Below are 24273 nucleotides of genomic sequence, written 5' to 3'. Positions count from 1 at the left end.
AATGCAGGCCATGTGGGACAAACAGTTTGAGGCGCTGCTGCGGCACCGCCTCCCCTTGCTGTCTTCCGGCGACCAACTCACCGCGGACACCAACCTCCGGGAATTCGGATTGGATTCCATGGGCGCGGTGGAACTGTTGAGCGCACTGGAAGCCGACTACGCCGTACAGTTCGACGAGGAGGCGCTCGTCCTGGACACCTTCACCACCCCGGGGGCTTTGTGGGCGGCGCTCAGCGCCGCCCGCTCAGGCTCCTGAGGCCGCCGGGTCACCCCGCCGCCGAGCCACGCTCCGCACCGGACTCACCGCCATGCGATGAGCGGGGCTCGGCACCGCGAGCCGCGGCGACGAGCAGCGGCCGCTTCGGACCGACCGGCACCACCTCGAAGTTCCGTGCGGTGGCCGGCACCCGGCTGAACAGGGCGTCGGGCCCGGCCACGCAGACCGTGCGCACTCCCCTGGCGCGCAGCGCCTCGACCGTCACCGGCCAGTGCATCTGGCGGACGAAGCCGTCCAGGAGCAGGTTCCGCACCTGCTCCGCGGTGGTCAGCAACGAACCGTCGTGGTCGGAGACCACCGGCAGCCGCGGCTCGGCGAACTCCAGCTCGTCCAGGACCTCCTTCTCCGCGCGTTCCCGCAGCCCGGCGAAGGCCGGGCTGTGCATCGGCGGCCGCATCGTGTAGAGCGACAGCCCGCCGGCGGCACGGATCCCCTTCTCCAGGCCCGGCAGATCGTCCGCCGACAGCGTGACCATGAAGAAGTCCCTGTCCACGCGGCAGGCCACGTCCGCCACGCGGCTGCGCGCGGTCAGCTCGCCGAGCAGTTCCTCCGCCACCTCTGGCTTCACCCGGACGAACGAGTGGGTGACGAGGCTCCGGTGTTCCCGGCTGAAGTAGTCCGCCACGCACCGGGCCAGCCGGGCGGTCATCCACACCGCGTCGGCGAAGCTCAGCGAGCCCACATAGGCGGCGGCCGCCTTGCCCCCGAAGCTCGGCCCGGTGCACAGCCCCGGGCGGGCGGGCAGCGCCTCACTCTCCGCCCACTCGGCCAGAGCCAGGCAGGTGATCAGGAAGGCCACCTGGGCGTACTCGGAGTAGTCGCCCTCCGTCTGGCGGAACCGGTCCAGCACCTGGTAGCCGAGGGCTTCGTCGGCCTCGGCGAACAGCCGCCACGCCACCGGCACCTCGGTGGCGAACCGCTCGATGTCGGCGAACCCGGTCGGTCCCATTCCTGGAAAAACCATCGCGATCTCGTGACTCGATGCGTTGTCCACCAGGGCACGCTAACCGCGGCCGCCCGGCCGGCCCCACCCCTAGTACCCCTCATCGTGATCCGGCCCGCCCCCACCATCCGCGTGCTCCTGGCCGTCGTGCCTGCGCTGGATGTAGTGGAGCGCGTGCAGCAGTTCGGCCGAGCCGACCGGGCGGGAGCGGCGCCGCGCGACCAGCCCGTCGAGCGGCAGCGCCCCCACGTCCGCCCAGCGCAGCGCGCCGTCGCCGTCGATGTGGCTGCGCGCCGCACCCCTGTTGTCGGGGTGCACGCAGTAGGGGATGTCCAGGTAACCCCGCTTGAACGCGCGCAGCAGCGCCCTGCCCACGTCCTGGTGCAGCTCCAGCGTGGCCTCGACGAGCCGCCGCGCCTCGGCGTACACCTGCGAGTCGGTACGGCTCGGCGGCGGCACGACCGGCCGCGCGGCGCGCGCGGCCGTGCCGGCCAGCTCCAGCGCGGCCACGTTCTCCTCGATCGTGGGGATGCGCCGGGACTCCGCCTCGGTCTTGACGATGAGCCGCTCCGCCCCGGTGCGCACGGCCAGCTCGGCGGCGGCGGTCAGCAGCGACGCGGCGCCGCGCGGGGTCTCGGGGTAGACCCCCATGTACGCGTAGACGACCACGTGCCAGCGCACGCCGGCGAGGAACTCCTCGGCCAGCGCGCGCAACGCGAGCACCGCCTCGACGTCCTGCTCCGGGCTGGTCTGCTGGGCGTAGCTCAGCGAGATGTCACGCAGCCCGTGCGCCTGGAAGAAGAGCCCCTCCAGGATGCTGAGCGCGACGAGCTGGCCGGGCGGGCAGAGCTGGCCCAGCACGCAGCCGCCGAAGGTCTCCAGGTGCGGCTCCCTCCCCGCCGCCTGCCCCCGGGTGGCCAGCAGCTCGCAGCCGCGGGCCCAGTGGTCGACCGCCTGGCTCAGCGGCATCCGGCTGTACGGCAGGCAGTAGGAGACCGGGCCGCCCTCGGTGGCGTCCAGGCCGGCGTCCAGCAACGCCTCGAAGATCTTCACGGGGTTGGCGGAACCGTGCCGCACCTGCACGGGGAAGGTGGCGTCCCGCACCCCGCTCAGCAGCTCCTGATTGACCGCGACGCCCTGGCTGACCAAGGGGTAGCCGTTGAGCGCGGCGCCGGAGGCCAGCGCCGCGGCCGCCGAGTCCAGGTCGCCCACCCGGGTGTAGCTGTCCACGGTGATCGTGCCGGCGGTGGCCGCGCGGGCGCCTTTCGTGGCGAGCAGCCCGGCGCGCATGGTCGCCACGTCGCCGAATCCCATCCGGGGCTGCACCACCAGTTCGCCGCTCGCGGCGGTGTCGGTCACGAAACCGCCGAATTCCGCGGCCACCGTGGACTCAGCCGAACTGGACGGGCGTCCGCGCCGCGGCGTCGTCCGCCTTCCAGGCCACCGCGGCGGCCAGTGTCCTGAAGTCCTCGATGTCCTCGGGGCCGCCGCGGTCGAAGACCCCGTCACAGCCGGCGGCGGTGAGCTCGTCGGCGAGGTCGTCCTCCCGCCGCCCGGTCACCCCGAGGCGGCCGCCCATCACGATCGGTACGTCGGCCAGCTCCGGCCGGGCCCGCAGCTTGGGGACGACCCGCAGGCCCTCCCGGTAGCCGTGCCCGTTGACGGTGCTGATCACGACCAGGTCGGGGCGCTGGTCCACGCACTCGGTGACCAGCAGCTCGTCCGGGACGCACGGGCCCAGGTTCACCACGTCCAGGCCCTCCTCCTCGCAGACCAGCTGCAGGAAGACCAGGTTCCAGGTGTGCGAGTCGGAGGCCACTCCGCTCACCAGGGCGCGCGGGCGGCCCGTACGAGGGCTCGGGTTAAGGTCGGGTAAAACGCGGGGCATGTCAACTCCCTGTCGCGGCGTCGCTTGCGCGGGTCCCCGGTTGGGTCCCGTCAACAGTGGCGAGGTAGGCCAGCAGCACTTCACGCAACCGGTCGGGTTCCTCCAGGTGCGGAAGGTGGCTGGAGTTCTCGAGGATCTCCCAGCGGGAGTCCGGGATGAGGTCGTCGAACGGGCGGACGGTCTCCGGCGTCGCCTCGTCGTGCCGCCCGGAGATGATCAGGGTCGGCACCTCGATGGACGGCAGCAGCTTCTCGACCGACCAGTCGCGCAGCGTGCCGACGACGTGGAACTCGGTCGGCCCGTTCATCGTGTAGTAGACGGTCGGGTTGTTGTGCATCTCCATGAAGGACGCCTGGTACTCCCGCGGCCACGGGTTCACCAGGCACACGTAGCGGTCGAAGAAGACGCGCATGGCGTCGAAGTAGGCGCGGGTGCCGGTGGTGCCCGCGGCCTCGTGTCTGGCCAGCGTCTCCTGGACCTCGGGCGGGAGCGTGGCGCGCAGCCGTACCATCTCCGCGCGCCAGGTGGTCATGGAGGCCGGCGAGTTCGCGATGACCAGCCCGCGCAGGCCGGGCGGGCGGGCCGCGGCGTGCGTGGCGCCGAGCATGCCGCCCCAGGAGTGGCCGTAGAGCAGATAGTCGTCGGCCACGCCGAGCCGGTCGAGCAGGTTGTCCAGCTCGTCGAGGAACAGCTGCACGGTCCAGAAGTCCGCGCCCTTGTCCGGCAGGTGGGTGGAGCCGCCGTTGCCGAGCTGGTCGTAGAGGATCACCGGATGGCCGGCGTCGCTCAGGTCGCACAGCGGCACCAGGTAGTCGTGCGTGCTGCCGGGCCCGCCGTGCAGCACCACCAGTGGGGGGCGCCCGCCGGACAGGTCACCGCTCACCCGATACCAGGTGCGGTACTCCCCGAACGGCACGGTGCCCTTCGCGGTCGGCCGCCGGCTCGTCTCAGGCACCGCGGTGCTCCGCGACCAGGCGTTCCAGCCGGGGTACGAGCTCCGCCGGAGTGGGCTCCGTGAGCATCTCCTTGCGCAGCCGGTCGGCGGCGGCCCGCGGTCCCGGGTCGTGCACCAGCGTCGCCACCGCGTCCCGGAAGCCGTCGGCGTCGAGCTTCGGCGGCGGGATGTAGAGGCCGGCGCCCTGCTCGGCCAGCCGCTTGGCCTTCACCGGGGTGTCCCAGGTGTTCGCGACCATCAGCTGCGGCACTCCGTTGAGCAGCGCGGCGCTGAACGTGCCGGCCCCTCCGTGGTGCACCACCGCCGCGCAGGTCGGCATCAGCAGGTTCATCGGTACGAAGTCGACGATGCGTACGTTGTCCGGCACCTCGCCCAGGCGGGCGCGCTGCCCGGCGTCGAGCGTGGCCACCACCTCCACGTCGAGCTCGGCCACCGCGCTCACCAGCTCGGCCGGGCCGAGCGCCCAGTCGTGCAGGAAGTCGCCGCCGGTCCCGCCCAGGGTGAAGCAGACGCGGGGGCGGCTGGGCGGCTCGGCCAGCCAGTCCGGCATCACCGAGCGGCCGTTGTACGGCAGCGTCCGCATGCCCACGATCGGCACCCCGACCGGCAGCCGCAGGCTCTCCGGCATCGTGGTGTCGATCGTGAGCCGCCCCGTGGTCACCTCCTCGGTGAACGGGCGGGAAAAGCGCGCCAGGGTCAGCGTCAGCCACTCGGCCACCGGGTCCTCCCAGTGCGCCCGCGGCTGGCGGGCGCGCAGGTCCAGGAGGGTACGGCGGGCGCTGCCCAGCACGTCGAGGCCCCACAGCGCCCGGACGTGCACCGCACCGCACGCCTCCGCCGCGATCGCGCCGGCCAGCGTGAACGGCTCCCAGATCACCAGGTCGGGACGCCAGCTCCGGGCGAAGCCGACCAGCTCGTCCACCATCTCCGTGTTGTTGGTGGCGGCCAGCAGCAGCGGCGCGATCACCATGTCGAAGTCCAGAGCCTGTTCCCAGGTGACCGGCTCGTCGCGGTCCTCGTGCACCTGGGGCGGGCCCATGGCCGCGGCCGGCCGCTCGCGCACCTCCTCCAGCTCCGGATCGGTGCCGACCGGGACCGCGGTCAGCCCCGAGGCGGTGATCGCGTCGGTCAGCGAGGGCTGGCTGGCCACCCGGACCTCGTGTCCGGCGGCGGCCAGCGCCCAGCCGAGCGGCACCAGGCAGTTGTAGTGCGAGGCGAGGGCGAACGAGGTCAGCAGGACACGCATCAGGTCTCTCCAAGCCCGAGCACGGGCAGCTCGACGGGGCCGCGCACCACGGGAGCGCGCCGCCGGTACACCGGCGCGCCGGACGGCCGCAGGTTCGGCCGCGCCTCGGCGAGAATCCGCAGCGCCGCCTCGGCCTGCGTACGCGCCAGCGGGGCGACCGGGAGGTGGTGGAGCCCGCCGGCGAAGGTGAGCGGCTCCGGCTCGGCCTGCCGATCCAGGCGGAAGCGGTCAGGCTCCGGGTGCCGGGTCTCGTCCCGGCCGGCGGCCGCGGTGATCATCACCAGGTGACTGCCCGCCGCCAGTTCTGTCCCGGCCAGTTCGACCGGCGCGGCGGCCACCCGGATCTCCGCCTGCACCGGGGGGTCGTACCGCAGCGTCTCAGCGACGGCCGCCGCGGCGAGGTCCGGATCGCGGCTCAGTGCCGCCCATCCTCCGGGCTCGGCCAGCAGCGCGTGGACCGCGTTGCCCACCAGGTGCGCGGTGGCCGGGACGGCGGCGACGGACAGCAGCACCCGCACGGCCCGGTCGGGCGTCTCCGTCCCCGCCCCGCCGAACAGCTCGTCCAGCCCGGCCACGGCGTCCTCGATCCGGCGGACCAGGGCCAGCGGCTGGGCGGCGAGCAGGGAGTCCTGCAGCGCCTCGGCGTCCGCGCAGAGCTCCGCGTACCGCGGCAGCGCGGCGGCGGGAATGCCGAGGAACGCGCCGGTGGCGGCGGTCGCCACCGGCCAGGCGTAGTCGGCCATGAGATCGCCGCCGGCGACCCGGTCGAGGCGGGCCAGGCACTCCCGTTCGACGGTCTTGCGATGGGCGGCCAGCGCCTCCGGGTCGACCAGAGGCTGCCAGTGGGCGCGCAGCCGTGTGTGCTCGTCGGCCTCGGCGCCGGGCGTGCCGTACCCGTAGAAGGGCAGCGGCTGCTCGGCGGCCGGCGAGCCGTCCGGGCCGGACATCCGCCATCGCGGGTCCGCCAGAGCCTCGGCGATCACTCCGGGGTCCGCGGTCACCCAGCTGCCTGTCGTGCTGTGGTAGATCGGGCCGCGCTCGCGGATCGCGGCGTAGAAGGGGTAGGGATCGTCGGCGCCGCGCAGGACCAGGGCGTAAGGGTCGCCCATGCTGCCCAGTACCCGCTGCATGGCGCGGGCGTTGAGCAGGCGCAGTCCCAACTCGTAATCGGCTGCCGGGTTGGCGCCTTCGGGCATGGTGCCTCCACCTAGCCGGCGATCGTATTGACCTCGCCACGGTAGAGGCGGACATTCCCCCTAGATCAACCCCTAATGGACCTCGCCCCGGCCCGGCGAACCACGTATGGGGCCGGGGCGACCCATGGAGGAGCCCGCGTACCTGCGCCTCAGTGCGCCTCGGACACGCCGGACTCCTCGTCCGCGTGCTTGATGTCGGCGCGGCGCAGGGCGATCAGCGCGATGGCGGCGAGCGCCAGCATGAGCGCCGCGGTCAGGTAGAGCGGCACCTGCATGCCGAGGGTGAACGCGGCCCTGGCCGCGTCGGCGAGCTGGGCGCCCAGCTGCCCGGGCAGGTCGGCGGCGACCAGGAGCGCCGCGGAAAGGGTCTCGGACGCCGCCGCGGTCTCCGTCTCCGGCACACCCTGCGGCATCGTGTCCAGCAGCGTCCGGCTGTAGACGACGGTGCTGATCAGGCCCATGAGCGCGATGCCCATCGCGGTCCCCAGCTCCAGACTGGTCTCCGACAGCGCGGAGGCCCGCGCGGACCGCTCCTGCGGCACGCTGCCGAGGACGATGTCCACCGCCACCGTGGCCACGATCCCGGTGCCCGCGCCGACCAGGATCATCCCCGGCACCAGCACCGCCAGCCCGGAGTCCACCTGGACCTGCGACATGATCAGCAGGCCGACGGCCATGAGCAGTGGGCCGGCCGCGAAGACCAGACCGGGCCTGGCCCGCTGCGCGAGGTAGCCGGCGACCACCGCGGCGACGATCACCCCGACCCCTGCGGGCATCTGCCACAGCGCCGCGGGCAGCGGGCTCAGCATCAGCACCTGCTGCAGGTACGGCGAGGCGAGGAAGGTGCCGCCGGTGAGGGCGAACATGACCAGCGCGTACCCTCCCACCGCGGTCGCGAAGACCGGCCGCCTGAAGAGGTCGATGTCGATCATCGGATCGGTCCGCCTGCGCTGCTGGTACATCAGCGCCACGCCGAAGCCGATGCCCGCGAGGAGTGGGGCGACCGACCAGATCGACGGCCCCTCCAGTGCCAGCTGCTTCAGCCCGTAGATCAGCGGCAGTATCGCGGCCAGCGACAGCACCACGCCGAGCAGGTCGAAGCGGCCCTTCTTGCTGGGGTCCCTGGACTCCGGCAGCAGCATCGGCCCGGCGGCCAGCAGCAGCAGCATGAACGGCACGTTGAGCAGGAAGACGGAGCCCCACCAGAAGTACTCCAGCAGGAAACCGCCCAGCGGCGGCCCCAGCACCACGCCTCCCGAAGAGCCGGCGGTCCAGATGCCCACCGCCATCTTGCGTTGCCCGGGGTCCTGGAACAGCGTCCGGATGAGCGCCAGCGTGGACGGCATGAGCGTGGCGGCGCCGATGCCCAGCAGCGCCCGCGCGGCGATCAGCAGCTCGGGCGAGGAGGCGTACGCCGCGGCGGCCGAGCCGATGCCGAAGAGCACCGCGCCGCCCAGCAGCACCCGCCGCCGGCCGATCCTGTCGCCCAACGCGCCCATCGGTATCAGCAGCCCGGCCAGCACGAACGTGTAGATGTCCATGATCCACAGCAGTTCGGAGGCGCCGGGCTTGAGCCCTTCGGTGATCCAGGGAACCGCGAGGAACAAGATGGTGATCGAGTTGGACAGCAAGATCACGGGAAGGGTGAGTACGACGAGACCGAGCCATTCCCGACGGCCCGCGATGGGGGGATTCATCTGCGTCATGCCCAGAATCATACAAGCGTACAGAACGGACGTATGAATAAATCGTGCTATGATCGTCGTCATGGGACATCGAGAGCAGCTCCTTGAGGGCGCGAAGCGATGCATCGTGGAGCGGGGTTACGCACACACCACCGCCCGGCACATCAGCGCCGCCTCAGGGGCCAACCTCGCCTCCATCGGCTATCACTTCGGCTCCAAGGAGGCACTCCTTCGCGAGGCCCTCATCGAGATGGTCCAGGACTGGACCGACCTGTGGCAGGTCACCGTCGTCAACGACGCGACCGACCCGCTGGTGGGCTTCGAGAAGACCTGGAAGCAGATCGTCGACAGCTTCAAGCACAACCGCCCGCTGCTGGCCGCCAACTTCGAGGCGCTCACCATCGCCGAGCACGCGCCGGACCTGCGGGAGAGGCTCGGCATCGCGCTCGCGTCGGCCGCCGACCCCGAGGGACTGGCCAAGCTGCTCGGCACGGACGAATCGCTCGACGAGGAGTCCGCACGCGCGGTGGGCCGGCTCTACCTCACCCTGCTCCAAGGGCTGATGGCGCAATGGCTGATCAATCCCGATCTGGTGTCCGTGACCGACCTGACCGACGGGCTGCGGGTGCTCCTCCGCCAGCCCCCCATCCATCGGCGCGGGAGCGATCCGCGCCCCGTACGCGAGGCAATCGGCACCGCATCCCTGGCGAACAACAGTTGAGTTGATATTTGGGGGACTCCTGTGTTCCAAATGCTACTTTCGTCGGTCACTGCGCCATCCACCCTCGTCGACAACACCGATATCCCGGACCACTGGACCGGCCGCGACCTGCTGACCTCGGTCATCCTCTGGTACGGACTCGATCCGGTGCTGGCCGCGCAGCGCGCGGAAGAGCTGCTCGGCCCCTGGGACCTGGCCGAGGCGGAGATCACCCCGGTGCGCGAATACTCAGCGGACATGATCAGGAAGATCAGCCTGCTGGTCACCCTTCTGCCGGAGCCGCAGCCGCTGGCGTTCGACACGCTGCTGAGCGACGCCGGCCATTCCTCGAAGTCCTGGATGAGCGTGTGATCAGCGCTCCATTCCGCCGGCCGCCCGCCTCGGATGACCCGTGCCGCGCCCCGTCATACGGGACACGTCCGTCTCGCCTAATCCCGTGCCCAGGGACAGCTCGGTCGGCAGGTCGGCGCGCCGCTTCACGTTGAGCTTCCGATACACCCGGGTGAGATGCTGCTCCACCGTGCTGACCGTGATGAACAGGCGTTCGCTGATCTCCCTGTTGGTGTAGCCGAACGCGGCCAGCGCGGCGACGCGGCGCTCGGCGTCGCTGAGCGCCGCCGACTCGCCCAGGTCCCCGCCGCCGTCCTCCTCGCGCGGCTGCAGCCGCGCGGACAGCGGACCGGCCTCGCACGCCTTGGCGATCTGCTTGGCCCGCCTGGCCATCAGCCGGGCCCGGGTGATGTCGCCGAGCTCCTGGTAGGCGTAGCTGAGATCCGCGTACGCCCAGCCGAGCTCCAGCAGGTCGCCGGAGCGTTGCAGCAGGGTCATGGCCTCCTGCAGCCTCGCCGGCCGCTGCCGCAGCTCGGTGACCGACGCCAGCAGCCGCAACGCCCGGCCGTGCACCCGCGGATGGGTGCCGCCGGGTATGGACAACTGCTCCGTGATCTTCTGCCGCGCCTCCTCGACCGCGCCGATCTGCAGGTACGTACGGGCGATCGCGCACCGCCAGTCCGCGAGCGCGGGAATGTCGAGGTCCCACTCGCGCAGCAGCTCACCGCACTCGTGGAAGTCGCTCAACGCCGCCCGCGGGCGGTTCGTGGCGAGGTAGTAGTCCCCTCTGGCCTGCAGGAAGAGCGGCCACAGCGTGGTTCGCGCCATGTCGGCGGGAACCCCGCGCTTGATGATCTCCCCCGCCTCGTCCAGATCCCCCATGGCGACGGCGGCCCGCAGCAGCACCATCAGGGGCAACCCGAGGATCACCCCCCAGCTCGTCCGCGACATCGCGCTCAGCGCCTGCCGCGCGTACCGCCGGGCCTCGCCCAGCTCACCGTGCTGGACCGCCAGCCACGACCGGATCGCGGCGAGGGAGGCCGTCCAGCGCGGCAGCCCGCGCGCCGCCCCTTCCGTGCCGAGCGACTCGCACCACCGCACCGCCTCCTGGTAACGGCCCGTGTGGCTCAGGGCGAGCAGCGCGACGAAGACCGCCTCCGGCTCCGCCTCGGTCAGGTTGCAGCTTTCCAGCAGCTCCTGGGCGGCGCCGACGATGTCCTCCTCGGCCTTGCCCAGCAGCAGGTTGCTCAGCGAGAACTCCCGGCCGGCCGGGCCGGCCTCGCCCGCCGGCCCGTCGGTCTCGCCCTCGACGAACATGGTCGGGAAGATCAACCGCGCCCACTCCCGGGTGAAACAGAGCCGGGAGTGCTCCCTGGACGGGGTGTCGCACGGGGGCGCCGTCCAGTCGTAGACGATGGCCGCACGGCGGGTCCAGCCGTGCCACAGCAGATATCTGCTGAGGGCGCGGGCGTCCGCGGCGGCGAGCTGACCGCGCCCGTACGCGTCCTCCAGCGGGGCCAGGAAGCGCAGCGCCCCGGCGGGCCGGTGGCACCAGTTCGCCTGGGCCAGCTCGCTCAGCATCGCCGCCTTCGCCCCTTCGTCGTCGCTGATGAGCCGGGCCAGCTCCAGACAGCTGATCGCCCGGTCCTGGTCGTCCTGCACGAGCGCCACCTGGGCGGCTTCGCGCAGCACCGCCACCATCCACGGCTCCGCCTCGCACGGACCGGCCGGGCTTGAGGCCAGCAGGTGGTCGGCGATGTCCCCCGGCTCGGCGCCGAGCTGATACATGATCCGCGCGGCCCGCATGTACATGACGGACTGCCGGTCCGGGCTGAGATCCCGGAGTACGGCCTTGCGCATCGTCGGATGCCGGAACTGGCAGCCCCGCAGCAGCCCTGCCCCGTCCAGGGCCTCCAGCGCGGGGAGCACGTAGGCGGGCTTCACGCCGAGCAGCTGCGCCACCGATCCGGTGCTGGCCGAGCGCCCGAGCAGGGCGACGCCGCGGGCCGCGTCCAGGATCCGCGGATCCCATCGGTGCAGGCAGGACAGGACCGCCTGGTGGAGATGGCGGCCGACGCCCGGCTGGGAGCCCTCCGGCGACCAGCCGCCCTGCGCCACGTCCCAGTAGTCCTGCACCATGGCGTGCAGGAGGAGGGGGTTCCCGCCGCTCAGCCGGTGGTACTCCGGGGCCAGCCGGGCGGCGGGCTCGGTGCCCACCGTGTCCCGGAGAAGCTCCTCCACCCCCGCAGGCGACAACCCGGTGACCCGTGTCTGCACACAGTTGGGCCGCCCGGTGAGCTCGGCGCTGAACAGGGAGTCCACCGCACGGCGCTGCGCCAGCGAGGTCACGGCCAGCAGCAGCGGGGCGTTCGCCATGCGCCGCTGGATGTAGAGCAGGGCCTGCAGGCTCGGGCCGTCCGCGTTGTGCACGTCGTCGACGGACAGCAGGATCGGCTGTCGTTTGGTGAGCTCCACGAGGACCCCGCACAGCCGCGCCGCAACGTTGGTGAGGTTCTTCCCGAGTACCACCGGGTCAGGCACTCCGGAGATCCCGTTGATCGGTTCCGGAGCGAGCGTCTGCTCCACCTCGTCGGCCAACTCCGGGGGCAGCTCGGCGGAACGAAACAGCTGCCCCAGGGTCCCCAAAGGAAACATGCGTTCCGCACGCGACCCCGCGCTTTTCATCAGAAGGAACCCCGCCGCGCCGGCCTCATTAGCGCAGGCCTGCAGTAACGCACTCTTACCCATGGCGCCGAAACCGGTCATCACCATGACTCCGCCGGTCCCGCCCGCCGCCTTCTCCATAAGGTCACGGAAGTTTGCCAGTGCCTCTGCACGTTCGATGAGCTGCATGGCCCACGCCTCCAGCCAGCCACCCTGGTCGTCGTTCTCGGTGGATTAATTTCCTTTTCAAGCGAATTTCAGTGAGCCCCTCGGCGTCTTCGTCCGAGAGAAGGGATTGCAGGGCAGGGTGACACGCAGCGGACAGACGAATATTCGGCCGCCCGGATTCCGGTTTCGGGATGCTTGATACTTGTGTGTGGCCTGGCCGTCGCGGACGGTGCACGGCGGCCGGGGCGGGCCTCCCGCCGTTCCGGCGGCTCAGGCATCGCCGCCGCTAGCTTCATCTCGGCTATGAGGCATGCCGCCGACGCCACGGTCCTCTCGTCGGCGCGCCCGTCTCTCTCCCGCACGTGCGTGCCCCCGCAATCCTCTTCTTCCACCACATGCTGGAAGAAGGGCATAGAACGCGATATTTGCCGGAGCATCCGGTTCACCGGCAATTGGCGATGTCACTATACGTAGTCACGAGTCCCCCGTCACCCCCGAGGATCGTCCTCCCCTTCCGACGCCACCCTGACAGGCTGCAGATTGTCCCTGACATGATTCCTAACAGACTGACTGAAGAGGGGATCTGTCGGACAACATGACCGCAGTATATGTGGGTAGATCACGGCTCGACCCCTAACGCCCCCCCTATCTCCCCCCTCTTGTGATGAGTCAGATGGGACAACCCGTAGTTATCGTATGAGTGACGTGAATCATGCTCGCGTTCAGTGACCTGCACACAGTGTTCAGGTATCAACGGGAACGCCTCGGCGACCTGCGGCCCATCTCCGGCACCACAACGCCTGGGCGGCCGGTGAGAGGCCGGCCGCCCCCGTCATCCGTCAGTGCTCTCCGCGCAGCCCGCCGGCGATGAACATCGCGGCCAGCATGGCGAACAGGAACGCCTGCAGGAACTGGATGAACATCTCGAAAGCCGTCATCACGATCGTCATCAGCACGCCGACGACGCCGAGTCCCGCGCCCAGCGGAGTGAGCCGCTCGAACAGGAACCAGAAGCCCACCGAGCTGAAGAAGGCCACGAGGATGTGACCGGCGAACATGTTGGCGAACAGCCGCATGAAGTGGGTGAACAGCGACGTGACGAACACTTCAGCCAGGATCAGCGGGACGTAGAGCCCGTACGCCCAGCCCGGCAGGCCGGGCAGGTGCACGATGCCCCTGAGGTAGCCACGCACGCCGTGGTGGCGGATGCCGAGGTAGACCTTGATGCCGTACACGGTGAGCGCCAGCACGAGGGGGAAGGCGATGTGCGCGGCGAGGGGGAACTGGATGAGCGGGATGATGCCCATCAGGTTCCAGACGAGCACCGTCAGGAAGACCGTGAAGAGGAAGCCCATCCAGCGGCCGGAGTCCTTGCCGAGGTTGGGCTTGGCGATCTGGTCGCGCACGAACACGTACGCGTACTCGCCGATGCTCTGCCATCCGCGCGGGACGATCTTCGGGTTGGCGAACGCGGCCCAGCACAGGGCGATGGCGACGGCCGAACTCAGCAGGGCGATGAGCACGGGTTTGGTAAACCATTCCGGGCCGCCGGGAAAGATCGGCGGGAACTCGAAGAGTTCCATTCCGGGGGCGGTCCATTGCCCAGAGGGGTCTTTCAGGCCATAGGAGGTGATCAGGATCGTCGTCCGCACGGCGGTCCTTTCCGGGAAACCTTTGACGGATACTTCGGATGTCAATGTGACAAGTCTCGGTCCGAGCCCATTCAGAAACCCGATACCCGGCTCTTTCCGTCAGCGGGAACAGGTCGTTCGGCGTCAGGCCGGCGGGACTCCCTTGCCGAGCTTCCCGGAGTCGCCGCCCAGGTCGGCCGTTCGGAGAGGCGGTGGGCCTGAACGGGAATCCGCTGTCGGACTATCGGGTCAGGCGACACTCGAAGGCGCCGGTCGGCAGACCATGAAAATTGGGCTGCGGCGCCGCGGATGCCAGGGACGATCGACAGCCGATCGCCGTTCGTTTCTCCCGGTATCCGCCCATAGTGCGCATCCTAAAGTAGGATGACGCCTTTCGCCAGCCCTTGTCCTACTATCGCCGCTGCGGCGATAAAGGCTTTCCTGGTCGGCTCTGGCGATACGGCCGGGCCGAACTGTATGGCGTGAAGCGGCTAATTGAGGCACATATGGCGTTCGTCAGCCGGGACGTCAAACGACCGGCTGGAGATCATGGACGAGACCGGCGGCCTTGGCCGGTCAACAGCTCCAAGCCACGCAACCTGGAGCAGCGACCCCGTCGGCCCATAGGATCAACCGCGTGGATCTTGACGAAACCGCCGCCCGGCTCGGGGTGCCCGTCGAGGACGTCGACCATGTGCACCGGCTCGCCGGCGACCGGCCATCGGCTCCGTTACCCGCCAAGGCCGACGCGCCCGCGCTCCTGAACCGGCTCGCGGTCCCCCCGGACGACGCCGCCGAGATCATGGCGGGCTGGCCCGACCCCGGCTCTCCTTCGTGGACTCCGGAGCTGCGCTGGCTGCTCGACCGCTCGATCGCCCTGGTCCGTGCCGATCTCGGAGGCCACGGCTGGCTGCCGCCCGGCCCCGCGCTGCCACGCGAACGGGGCCCCGCCTGGCGGCACCTCTACGTGTACGCGTACCTGGCCCTGTGCGACGTCGTCATGAAGTACCACCGTGACCACGGCATCGACGAGTCCGTGTCGTGGGCGACGCTCGCGGACCTGGGCCGCAACCTCGCGGTCGACCGGCGCATGCGCGGCGAGGGCTGGCCGGTCATGCAGAGCTGGCTGACGCTGCACGCGCGCGGCGCCATCTACGAGCTGGGCCGGCTGCAGCACCACCGCGGCGGCGCCACCGTCGACCTGCACATCCCCGAGACGGGGCCGCTGGCCCCGGAGGCGGTCGAGGCGTCCCTCGACGAGGCCCGCGCCTTCTTCCCGCGCCACTTCCCCGACGAGCGCTACACGGAGTTCGCCTGCGGCTCGTGGCTGCTCGACCCACAACTGCGGGAGTACCTGCCCGAAGACTCCAACATCATCCGGTTCCAGCGGAGGTTCGAGCTGGAGCCCTACCAGGAGCCGGAAGGGCAGGACGCCGACGTCGAAGTGCTGCGGTTCGTCTTCCGCACCCTGACGACGCCGCTCGACCAGCTGCCGCGCCACACCGTGCTCCAACGCGCGATCGTCGACCACCTGAAGGCCGGCCGCCATTGGCGCATCCACCGCGGCCGCTTCCCGATGTAGCCACGAATGCCTCGGCAGTGCGTAAGCCGCGATGGTGGCCGTCCATCGCGCGGCGAGGCGATGCCGGAGGCATGATGAAGGTGCGAGACCGCATTCAGTCCGTCAGCACCGCCCACCGACGCGGCGCCTGACGTAGGCACGAGCCCAGGCGACCGCCGGGCCATCGGCTTGCTCAACAGCGATACCTGCTGTCTCCTTCCTTCTGGCCTGATGCTCCGTGAGAGAGCGAGGTCCATACGTTGAGCGCGAAAGCCCGCCGCTGGGCCAAGATCCTGCTGTTGGTGACCGCGGCCGTCGCCATAGCCGTCGCGGTGGCCCTGCAAAAGATCGACATGATGGACGGCCTGGCCGGCATCGCCGCCTTGTTCCTCACCCTGCTGGGCTTTGTCACGAGTCCGCGGCAGCGACCCGTATCAACAGCCGACCTGTGCGAACGTCTCCGTACCGAGCTGGAGAGCGTGCTGAACCGCGACGCCCAGGTACGTGGCCTCCTGCGTCCCGAACTCCTGCCCGTGCGCCTGCTCGACCGCAAAGGCAGGGACGCCTGGCGCGGCGCCGGTGGCCCCGTGTGGACGGCGAGCGAGTTCCAGAGACACGCCGCCGGTCTCGTCACCGGCGCCGCTCCCGGCCGGATGATCGTTTACGGTCCCCCGTCCAGCGGCAAGTCCACGATGGCACTGATGATGGCGCTGGGCCTGCTGTCCGAGGGTTACGTGCCGTTGCTGTTGAAGGGCTCCTCATGGGACCCGGAACGCGACTCGTTCGCCGACTGGTTCGACACGGAGGTCTCCTCTGTGCTCGGCCCGGCGTACGAGTACAAGGGCAACCTCTACGAGATGCTCGGCCCTAAAGCGCACATCGTGGTCATGATCGACGACTTCGAGGCCTTGGCCGCGCACGCGGAGCAGGCGGTGAAACGGCTGGAACGGGACGCCCTGCACAGCCGCCCCCTCATCCTGTTCGCCAGGAGCGGCACCATCGATCCGTCCGTTCTGCCGGCGCGGTACACCGTCCGTACGCTCGCACCCCCGAAGCCGGACCTGCTGCGCAAGCACCTGCGACAGCTGGTGGGCAGATCCGCCGCCGACGGCAGGTGGCGTCCAGTGCTGCACCGGATCAACCGGCGGCAGGACGACGACGTGACCGCGCTGCTGTCCACGCCGCTGTTCCTGGGCCTGGCCCGGCAGGTGTGCGACGACCTCGGGTCCGGGCTCGATCCCGGGGAGCTGGTCACCCTCGTGGACGAGCATGGACGCGCCTCCGCCGAGGAACGCCTGCTGAACGAGCACGTCACCATGGCCATCAGCACGGCCCCCTACCCCGGCCTCCGGTTGCGGCTGGACACGCCCAGAGGCCACCGGTGGCTGCGCAACCTGGCCGCCATGCTGCGCCAGCGCAAGGACCGGCGCATGGCGTGGTGGGAGCTGCACACCGCGATCCCGCCCGCCGTGCCGACGTTCGCCACCGCGCTCGTGCTGTCGCCCGCCTACCAGCTCGCGCTCGTCATGCCGCTCGGGCTGACCCGCGGGCTGGCCATCGGGCTGGCGGCCGGAGTGATCATGGGGCTGCTCAGAGGCGTCACACTGGACGCGCGCTCGGTCGTGATCGCCGGGCTCACGGCCACGGCCGGAGTCTTGGGGATCGGCCTGTTCACCCTGTCCCCGGCGCAGGCGGCAGGGGACGCGGTCGAGCTCGGCACCGCCTTCACGCTGACGCTCGCCTGCCGTCCCCTGCTGATCCGCCGGCACGTCCTGCGCCTCCCCCTCCCCGGGGGCCGTGGCCGGAACGTCGCCGGACGAGTCGTCGCGACAGGTGCCGTGGCGCTGGTGGCCTGCGGGTCGGCGCTGGCCTGCGTCGTGGCCGACGGGCTTGGTGCCGAGCACGTGCTCGGCGGCGGCTTCCAGCCCGTCCTCGTCTCGATGGCCACGGGCGTCGGCATCGCCACGATGGCCGGGCGGATGATGGCCGTGGACCTGTCCGCGCCACCGGTCCCGTGCAGGCTCGCCCCGCGGCTCCGGGGGCTTCTCGGGTCGCTGCTGCCGTACCTGCTGAAGGCGTTCCCACCCGTGGTGCTGATCGGCGTCATGGCGGGGCTGACCGGCATCTGGCGCGTGGACGGCGCGGCGTACGGGGTGCAGATAATGATCGTCTTCGGCCTCGTGCTCGGCGTGCCGATCGCGCTGGTCGTCGGCACCGTCAACTGGCTCACCCAGCCGCTGCCCAGCGAGCCGGCCGCCTCGGCCAGGACGATCCGGCGCGGCGACCGCTGGGCGGCGCTGGGCTGCGTGGCCGCGGTCGCCCTGGTGGCCGCGGCCGGGATCATGGTGCTGCGCGGCCCCGGCCAGAGCCTGATCAAGACCGTCGAGGACCAGAGCGGGGGCTTCAGCGTGCAGCCCTGGCAGGGCGTCCTGTTCGGCCTCACCCTGGGCGTGGTGCTGGCGTCCCTGCACACGGCGTGGCCTGCCGTCACGGTCGGGCAGCTCTGGTTGGCAGCGCGTGGGAAACTCCCGTGGCGGACGGTGACGTTCCTGGAGGAGCTGCACACGCGACGGCTGCTTCGCAGGACGGGCCCGTACTACCAGTTCACTCACGACCGCCTCGCCGACGTGCTCGACACCGGAAAACGCGCGAGCAGCGAGTAGCGCGATGCCGGACGCCTCCCGTCGGCGTGGCGCTCCGTCTCTCCCGCCGTGCGTGGACACCGGCGCGGATCCGTACGATCATCGCACCGTGCGACTGCTCGTGGCCCGCTCCCCGCGTGACCGGAGGACGCATGACGGAGGCGAACGCATGGCGCGCGATGGCGGGAAGGGCCGATGAGAGGTCACTGGTCGAGACCGCGATAGCCGAGCGCCACCGCCTGGTCCTGATCGACGGCGAGCCGGGGGTGGGCAAGACCCGGCTGCTGGAGCACCTGACCGACCGGGCGCGGGCGGCCGGGCGTGCCGTGCTCGCCGGGAGCGCCACTGAGTTCGAGCGGCTCGTCCCGTTCGGCATGTACGTGGACGCCTTCACCCGGCTGTCCGACGCCGTCCCGGACGTCGAGGCGGAGGCGGCGCTACGGGCACTGCTGTCAGCGGAGAAGGCCGATGAGGCAAATCAGCTCGATCGTTATCACACCTATCGCGGCATCCGTTCGCTCATGGCCAGGCTCGCCGACGAGCGCGGCGTCGTGCTCGCGCTCGACGACCTGCACTGGGCGGACGGCCCCTCGCTCGAACTGACCGAGTTCCTGCTCCGCCGCCCGCCGGCCGCCGGTTTCACCCTGGCCATGGCCTGCCGGACGGGCGCGGTCCCGCCGGCGGTGGGAGAGGCCGTGGCGCGGCGGGATCCGCTGGTCACCTGGCTGAGCCTGGCCCCGCTCGACGAGGACGCGGTGGAGCTGCTGGTGCCGTCGGCCGTGCACCCGCGCAGGCGGCGGCTGATGTACCGGGTCAGCGGCGGCAACCCGCTGTTCCTGCGGACGCTGCTGGACGCCGACGACGAGCTCCTGACGGAGCTGGCCGACGCCCGGCCGGGGGCGACCCTCGCCCTCGAACAGACGCTGCTGGCCGTGCTGCGCCGGGAGCTGGACCGGCTCACACCGACCGGCCGGCGGGCGGCGTACGCGGCGGCCGTCGCCGGTGAGCTGGCCTCGCCCGTCGTCATCTCCCACGTGGCCGAGCTGGACGCCGCGAGCGCCGCCGCCGCCCTGGACGAGCTGTGCCGGCACAGCCTCGGCACGCTGGTGGGCGCCCGGTTCACGTTCCGGCATCCGCTGGTGCGCGCGGCCGCGTACGACACCTGCGGGGCGGGCTGGCGGGTCGCGGCGCACGCCAGGATCGCCGACTACCTGCGCCGCAACGACGGCTCGCTCGCGCTGCTCGCCCACCACACCGAGCGGTGCGCCGAGCACGGTGACGAGCGGGCCGGCAGGACGCTCGGCGACGCGGGCGTCGCCTACCTGAACACCGCGCCGGAGACCGCGGTGCGGCTGCTGCGCGAGGCCCTGCGCGTGCTGCCCGAGCGCGACGACCTCATCCCCTACCGCGGCCGGCTGCTCACCGGGCTCGCCCGGGGCACCGGCGTGATGGGCTCGCTGGAGGAGAGCCGACGCATCCTGCACGAGGTCATCCACCTGCCGCACGAGGTGTCCTCGGCGGCGGTGGCCTTCTCCTCCGTGATCTCGCGCATGCTCGGCCGGCTGGACGAGGCTCGCGCCCTGCTGAGCGCCCAGGTCCGCAAGGCCGGACAGGAGGAGCGGGTACGCGGCCAGCTCCTGGCCGAGCTGGCCGCCGTGGCGATGCTGCGTTCGGACCCGGCCGGCGCCAGGCGGCACGCGCACGAGACGCTCGGGCTGGTGTCGAAGACGGCCGACCCGGCGCTGGAGGCGGCGGCGTACGCGCTGCTGTCGGTGGCGTGCCTGCAGGACGGCGACATCGCGGCTGCGCGGACGCACAGCAGGCGCGCCGCCTGGCTGATGGACGCCACCTCCGACACCGCCCTGGTGCCGCACGTCGAGCTGGTCGCGCCGCTGGCCTGGAGCGAGATCTTCCTGCAGCGCCCCGCGGACGCCGAACGTCATCTGGCCAGGGGCCTCGACCTGGCCACGGCGTCCGGCCGTAGTTACGTGATGCCGTACCTGCTGATCGGGCAGGCCCAGCTCAAGACCCGCGCGGGCCGCCTGGCGGAGGCCATCGAGATCGCGGAGCATGCCGCCGCGGCGTCCGAGTACATCCGCAGCAGCGAGACGCTGGCGATGGCCAGGTGCGTCCTGCTGCTGCCGGTCCTGTGGCGGCAGGGCGTCGATCCCGCCATGGCGCTGGCCGACTCGCTGGCCGAGGCCGGGCCCGGGTCGGCGTGGTGGCAGGCGATCACGTACGCGTCCGTGGCCAGGGTCCGGCTGGCCGGCCGCGCCGGGCCCGACCATCCGCGGCCGACGGTCCTGACCCGCGACACCGAGGTGGAGCGCCTGGCCGTACGGTCGATCGCGGCCGGCGCCGACGGCGACGTGGCGGCCGCGCTCGCCCGGTCGGAGGCGGCGGTCGAGGCCGCGGGCGACCTCCCGTACCTGCTCGGCATCGCCTACGACGCCCGCGCCCGCGCGCTGATCGGCCACGGCGACCTGGCCGCGGCCGGGACCGCGGCCGCGCTCGCCGCCGAGCGGTTCGGCGAGAGCGGCGCCGTCGTCGAGCACGGCCTGGCCCATCAGCTCCTCGCCACCGTGCACGGCCGCCTGGGGGACGTGGCCGCCGCCCGCGCCGAGCTCGGCCGGGCCAAGGACGCGTACCGGCAGTCGGGCGCGGACTGGCTGGCCGGGCAGCTCGCCCGGCTGGAGCGGCGGCTCGCCGCCCAGGGGCAGCGGCACGCGGGGCGGGAGACGACGCTCACGAAACGCGAGCTCCAGGTCGCCGAGCTGATCAGCCAGGGGCTGACCAATCGCGAGGTGGCCGAGCGGCTCCACGTCAGCCAGAAGACGGTGGAGACGCACGTGTCGCGCATCTTCAGCAAGTTCGACGTGCGGTCGCGGGTGGCGCTGGCCCGGCGGCTGGCGAGCCGGGGCGACCTCCCGGCGATGGGCTGAGAGGTCGCGGCCGCCGGGCTCGTCCGGCGGCCGCGATCCTTCCTGCCTAACTAGGCCCACTCCTCGCTGGTGATCTCGCGGATGTCGTCGTTGACGTTGATGTTGGGCACGCAGGGATCAGGCTTGGGGACGATCTTCTTGAAGTGGACCCAGATGAGCGTGACGGGCGCGCGCAGTCCGCCGCCGCTCACCACTGACGTCGTCACCTGCATGCCACCGCTGGACGGATCGACCTGGGTGGGTTTGCAGGGGTCATTGTTGGGGGCGTTCGTGGCCCCGCCGGTGCCGCCCGTCCCACCGGTCCCTCCGGTGCCTCCGGTGCCTGTACCTGCGCCGCTTCCGTCACCCGAGCCACCGCCGTCACCGGTGCCGCCGGTGCCGCCAGTGCCGCCAGTGCCGCCGGTGCCGCCAGTGCCACCCGTCCCGCCGGTGCCACCACCTGTGCCACCACCTGTGCCACCGCCGGTGCCGCCGCCCGTCCCACCGCCGGTGCCGCCGCCGGTCGAGCCGGTCCCACCGGTCGGATAGGTGTACGTGGCGGGAATCCAGCTATATGTCGGCCCGCTCCCATAATCACCGCCCCCGCCGATGCCACCACTGACCACCTGCGCCCCCGGATACGCCGGGAACGGGATCGGATCGGTCACGATGGTCACCGGGAAGCCGGTCACCCCGCCGGGGCCGACATAGTGACAGAGGCTGTCGATCTCGGCGTCCTCGCACATCAGCTCGGGATGAGCGAGCGCCCATTCCTCGAACTGCCGGTCGGCGTCCGGATCCTGCACCGAGGCGACCGGGTTGGTGTGCACGTTGGCGAAGTCGGGCCCGTCGGGGAAGAGGTCGGGGAACTCTCGGGCCATGAAGCTCGCCAGCGCCTTGCCGATCGCCACGGCGCCCGGCTCGTTGGGGTGGAAGCTCTCCTGGGCGAGCTTGAAGACCTTGTTGACGCCCAGCAGCTCGACCCGGGCCTTCAGCTCGTTGAAGTACGGCGCGGCCTCGCCGAGCTCATGACCGGCCACCACGCTGCTGTTGTTCGGTCCCGCGGTGTTCGGGTCGAACACGTGGACCTTGACGCCCGGGAACCTGGCGCGGAAGTTCGCCACCGCGTCCGTGACCGCCTGGTTGACCCCGGCGGCGAACGGATACATCTGGTCCTGAGCGGCGCCGGTGAGCCGAGTGGTGGACTTGTTGCCGGACGGCTTGACGGCCAGCGGGTAGAGCGCCACGACGAGCTCCGCCCTGAGCGCCTTGAGATGCGTGTCCACCAGGGCCTGCTCGACGTTCGACGTGACCTGCGGCAGCCGCTTCATCAGCCGCTTCACTTCGGCCTGGACGTCGCGCGCCTGGTGGTTGTACGCCTGCGGGTCGTGGATGTCCTCGTCGGCGCCGCCTATGTAGTGCGACTTGATCGCGAGGGACAGCAGCGACCCGAAGCCGGCGTCGTTGCCGCCCAGCCCGAAGTAGACGATGTCGGAGTCCGCGGGCACGCCGTCGATCTGCGGGGGGTTCCGGACCACGCTGCAACTGCTGTTCTCACAGTGCCGGTACATGAGGTGTTTGGTCTCGGCCCCCGACGACGCGTTGAAGTGCAGCTCGTCCGAGGCCCAGGTGGTGCGGATCTCGACCGGCCGGACCGTGTAGCTGCCGAACGGATACCGGCCCTGCTGCAGGTAGGCCCACGCCAGGTGGGCGGGCGCGTACCCGGACTGGTGCCGCCAGTCCTCCTCCGGGCCCGGATACCCGACGTACACGCTGTCGTGGCTGGCGCCCTCACCGCTGGTGTAGCTGTCGCCGACGACCGCCAGCTTGTACTTCCGCTTCGTCGGCGAGGGCGTCGGGGTGTCGGTGGGCGTGTCGGTGGGGTCGGGCGTCGGCGGCTGGAAGGTCGGCGGAGGCGTGGGGAACGTCGGGACGGGCTTGAACGTCGGCACGCCCGGCGCCGTGGTCGGTCGCGGCGCAATCGGCCCGGCGAACGCCGGAACGCCGGCCAACGCGGTCGCCACGAGGGCGGCCACGAGCCCGATCAGGCCCAGCCCGAGCCATCGCCGTAACCGGAGGGGAGGACGCATGGACACAGCCTTCCTTTCGAGAAGGACAGGAGCGGATGTCGTACCGAACGCATCATCCGCCGCCCCGCGAGCGCTAACATCCGGTGTTCCCCCACCCGACCACCCCGACATCGGAGCCCGAGTGCCGTCGTCGGACCGCGCTCGTCGCCGGGCAGACCCCGGTTCACCGAGTTCCGCTTCGGCCGTCCAGAGCATCGACCGCAATTGTCGTCACTGAATGAGGTGATCTCAGAGAAATAATTCGGATGATTGGGGGTCTTGAGCCACCTGCTGTGACGTTCTGGGCCTTCCGGGAGAAGTCATCGAAGACCGGAAACAGACGTGGAGCCTCCGGTAGACGAGTTCTCACCACAAGAAACACCGTTGCCCTACGGGACCGGCAACTACCATGCCTTCGAGAAGCGAGACCCACCTGACCGCCTGTACGTCGCCTCCGACGGAGGCCGCTACTGTGCCGACCGTTTCAGCAGGTTCGTGGCGATCAACGAGAAGATGCCGGTCGATGCCGAGGTCGCCAGAACGTACTTCCCGATAGAGGAATCCCGCTCATGGCCGTGTTCGACGGCCTGGCCGTGGGTGCCGACCTTTTCACGGCGCAGCTGGCCCAGGTGAACGTACCCGCCGACGACAGCAGCGCGTCGAGACTCCTCAAGACGGCCCGCCGACTCAGGCAGGACGCCGAGGCCGGGAGGCCTGGAGCACCGATGGACCACCCATGCTCTTCACCTCACGCCCCCCTTCCCCGGCCCAAATGGTGGCGTGACACAGAGCGCGCCAGACCCCTTTTTCGGAAAGATGGCTGCCGTACCAGCGTTATCGCTTGGTGCATTGATAAACGATCCAGCGGCCGCCGCCCGCATTGGCCACGGCGTTCCTCTTCGCCCTGGCAGGCGTGCTCCCCCTGCCGCCCCAATAGACGTTTCGCCTGGCATTGTAGGCGACAGCGCCACACCCGTTGACGAAGGTGACGAGGACTTTGCAGCTGGAGCGGCCGCACTCTTTCAGCGCCCGCCGTTTGGCAGCGGCCGCTGTCGCATAGTTCCAGGATCTGCCGTTACGGCCGCTCGGGGCCACAGCGATGGCGCCGTAATAGTAACGTGCATGACTTTCTCCCGCAGTAGCCGATGTAGCCGCACTGGCTGCTCCGGGAAACGCCGTGGCCAGCGCCCCGCTCGCCATTAAGACGCAAGCGGCCATAGCAGTCAGCTTCTTGCCCAGCAGCATGATGTCTTCCCTTCGGGCCGTCCGAGCGGACGGCAGTGTGGTTGGTGAGGAGAGTCTGTATTGTGTCACTTGCAAACGACTTGACACCCAGGGAAGACCCGCAGGGCGGGCTATGGCGTTGGCGATCCTCC

Annotated in this window: 17 protein-coding genes; 6 read left to right on the top strand and 11 right to left on the bottom strand. The window is 70.8% G+C overall.

Annotated features, from left to right (window positions below):
* The first annotated feature begins 10 nt into the window (after window positions 1-10).
* Entirely contained in the window at window positions 11-256 is a 246-nt protein-coding gene (locus SMD20_RS40715) for an acyl carrier protein (RefSeq protein WP_329591469.1), read from the top strand.
* A 10-nt stretch (window positions 257-266) separates the two neighbouring features.
* Here SMD20_RS40715 and SMD20_RS40710 read toward each other — a convergent pair whose 3' ends face one another.
* From SMD20_RS40710 to SMD20_RS40680, 7 genes are all read right to left on the bottom strand, one after another.
* On the bottom strand, window positions 267-1226 hold the full coding sequence (locus tag SMD20_RS40710) for an ACP S-malonyltransferase (protein WP_329591467.1): 960 nt from the start codon (window positions 1224-1226) through the stop codon (window positions 267-269).
* An 84-nt stretch (window positions 1227-1310) separates the two neighbouring features.
* The gene (locus SMD20_RS40705) at window positions 1311-2603 is read right to left on the bottom strand and encodes a methylaspartate mutase (RefSeq protein WP_329591465.1); all 1293 of its coding nucleotides are present in this window, start codon (window positions 2601-2603) and stop codon (window positions 1311-1313) included.
* A gap of 7 nt (window positions 2604-2610) precedes the next feature.
* Window positions 2611-3108: a cobalamin B12-binding domain-containing protein gene (locus SMD20_RS40700; protein WP_329591463.1), complete on the bottom strand. Its 498-nt coding sequence runs from the start codon at window positions 3106-3108 to the stop codon at window positions 2611-2613.
* Between the two features lies 1 nt (window position 3109).
* Window positions 3110-4063 carry a proline iminopeptidase-family hydrolase gene (locus tag SMD20_RS40695; protein ID WP_329591461.1) on the bottom strand — a complete coding sequence of 318 codons (954 nt, stop codon included), beginning with the start codon at window positions 4061-4063 and terminating at the stop codon, window positions 3110-3112.
* Window positions 4056-5309, bottom strand: coding sequence for an activator-dependent family glycosyltransferase (locus SMD20_RS40690; RefSeq protein WP_329591459.1), 1254 nt, complete (start codon window positions 5307-5309; stop codon window positions 4056-4058). Before SMD20_RS40690 ends, SMD20_RS40695 begins: the two co-directional genes overlap by 8 nt.
* Complete coding sequence (locus tag SMD20_RS40685) at window positions 5309-6505, bottom strand: cytochrome P450 family protein (RefSeq protein WP_329591457.1); 1197 nt, start codon at window positions 6503-6505, stop codon at window positions 5309-5311. The genes SMD20_RS40690 and SMD20_RS40685 overlap by 1 nt, the downstream gene beginning before the upstream one ends.
* 149 nt (window positions 6506-6654) lie before the next feature.
* Window positions 6655-8211 (bottom strand): MFS transporter, encoded by a 1557-nt coding sequence (locus SMD20_RS40680; RefSeq protein ID WP_329591455.1) that lies wholly within the window; start codon window positions 8209-8211, stop codon window positions 6655-6657.
* A 61-nt stretch (window positions 8212-8272) separates the two neighbouring features.
* On the opposite strand from SMD20_RS40680, the gene SMD20_RS40675 reads away from it, so the two are divergent.
* Window positions 8273-8911, top strand: a complete 639-nt coding sequence (locus tag SMD20_RS40675) for a TetR/AcrR family transcriptional regulator (protein WP_329591453.1) — start codon at window positions 8273-8275, stop codon at window positions 8909-8911.
* A gap of 30 nt (window positions 8912-8941) precedes the next feature.
* The gene (locus SMD20_RS40670) at window positions 8942-9262 is read left to right on the top strand and encodes a hypothetical protein (protein WP_329591451.1); all 321 of its coding nucleotides are present in this window, start codon (window positions 8942-8944) and stop codon (window positions 9260-9262) included.
* Here SMD20_RS40670 and SMD20_RS40665 read toward each other — a convergent pair whose 3' ends face one another.
* Both SMD20_RS40665 and atpB read right to left on the bottom strand, forming a co-directional pair.
* Window positions 9263-12094, bottom strand: coding sequence for an ATP-binding protein (locus tag SMD20_RS40665; protein WP_329591450.1), 2832 nt, complete (start codon window positions 12092-12094; stop codon window positions 9263-9265).
* Between the two features lie 818 nt (window positions 12095-12912).
* Window positions 12913-13656, bottom strand: a complete 744-nt coding sequence (atpB, locus tag SMD20_RS40660; protein WP_329591448.1) for a F0F1 ATP synthase subunit A — start codon at window positions 13654-13656, stop codon at window positions 12913-12915.
* 685 nt (window positions 13657-14341) lie between these two features.
* Here atpB and SMD20_RS40655 point away from each other — a divergent pair.
* The 3 genes from SMD20_RS40655 (at window position 14342) to SMD20_RS40645 (ending at window position 20849) form a co-directional block, all read left to right on the top strand.
* Entirely contained in the window at window positions 14342-15286 is a 945-nt protein-coding gene (locus SMD20_RS40655) for an acyltransferase domain-containing protein (RefSeq protein WP_329591446.1), read from the top strand.
* Between the two features lie 239 nt (window positions 15287-15525).
* On the top strand, window positions 15526-17928 hold the full coding sequence (locus SMD20_RS40650) for a hypothetical protein (protein ID WP_329591444.1): 2403 nt from the start codon (window positions 15526-15528) through the stop codon (window positions 17926-17928).
* Between the two features lie 131 nt (window positions 17929-18059).
* Complete coding sequence (locus SMD20_RS40645) at window positions 18060-20849, top strand: ATP-binding protein (RefSeq protein ID WP_329591442.1); 2790 nt, start codon at window positions 18060-18062, stop codon at window positions 20847-20849.
* A gap of 50 nt (window positions 20850-20899) precedes the next feature.
* Here the strand turns inward: SMD20_RS40645 and SMD20_RS40640 are convergent, their stop codons facing one another.
* Together SMD20_RS40640 and SMD20_RS48505 are read right to left on the bottom strand one after the other, a co-directional pair.
* Window positions 20900-22918 carry a hypothetical protein gene (locus SMD20_RS40640; RefSeq protein WP_329591440.1) on the bottom strand — a complete coding sequence of 673 codons (2019 nt, stop codon included), beginning with the start codon at window positions 22916-22918 and terminating at the stop codon, window positions 20900-20902.
* Window positions 22919-23731: 813 nt separating this feature from the next.
* Complete coding sequence (locus SMD20_RS48505) at window positions 23732-24097, bottom strand: DUF4189 domain-containing protein (protein ID WP_442942629.1); 366 nt, start codon at window positions 24095-24097, stop codon at window positions 23732-23734.
* Window positions 24098-24273 lie beyond the last annotated feature (176 nt).

Source organism: Nonomuraea sp. LP-02 (genome assembly GCF_036289125.1).
Lineage (GTDB): Bacteria > Actinomycetota > Actinomycetes > Streptosporangiales > Streptosporangiaceae > Nonomuraea > Nonomuraea bangladeshensis.
The sequence above is the reverse complement of the archived record's forward strand: the minus strand, read 5'-3'. Positions and strand labels throughout refer to the sequence as shown.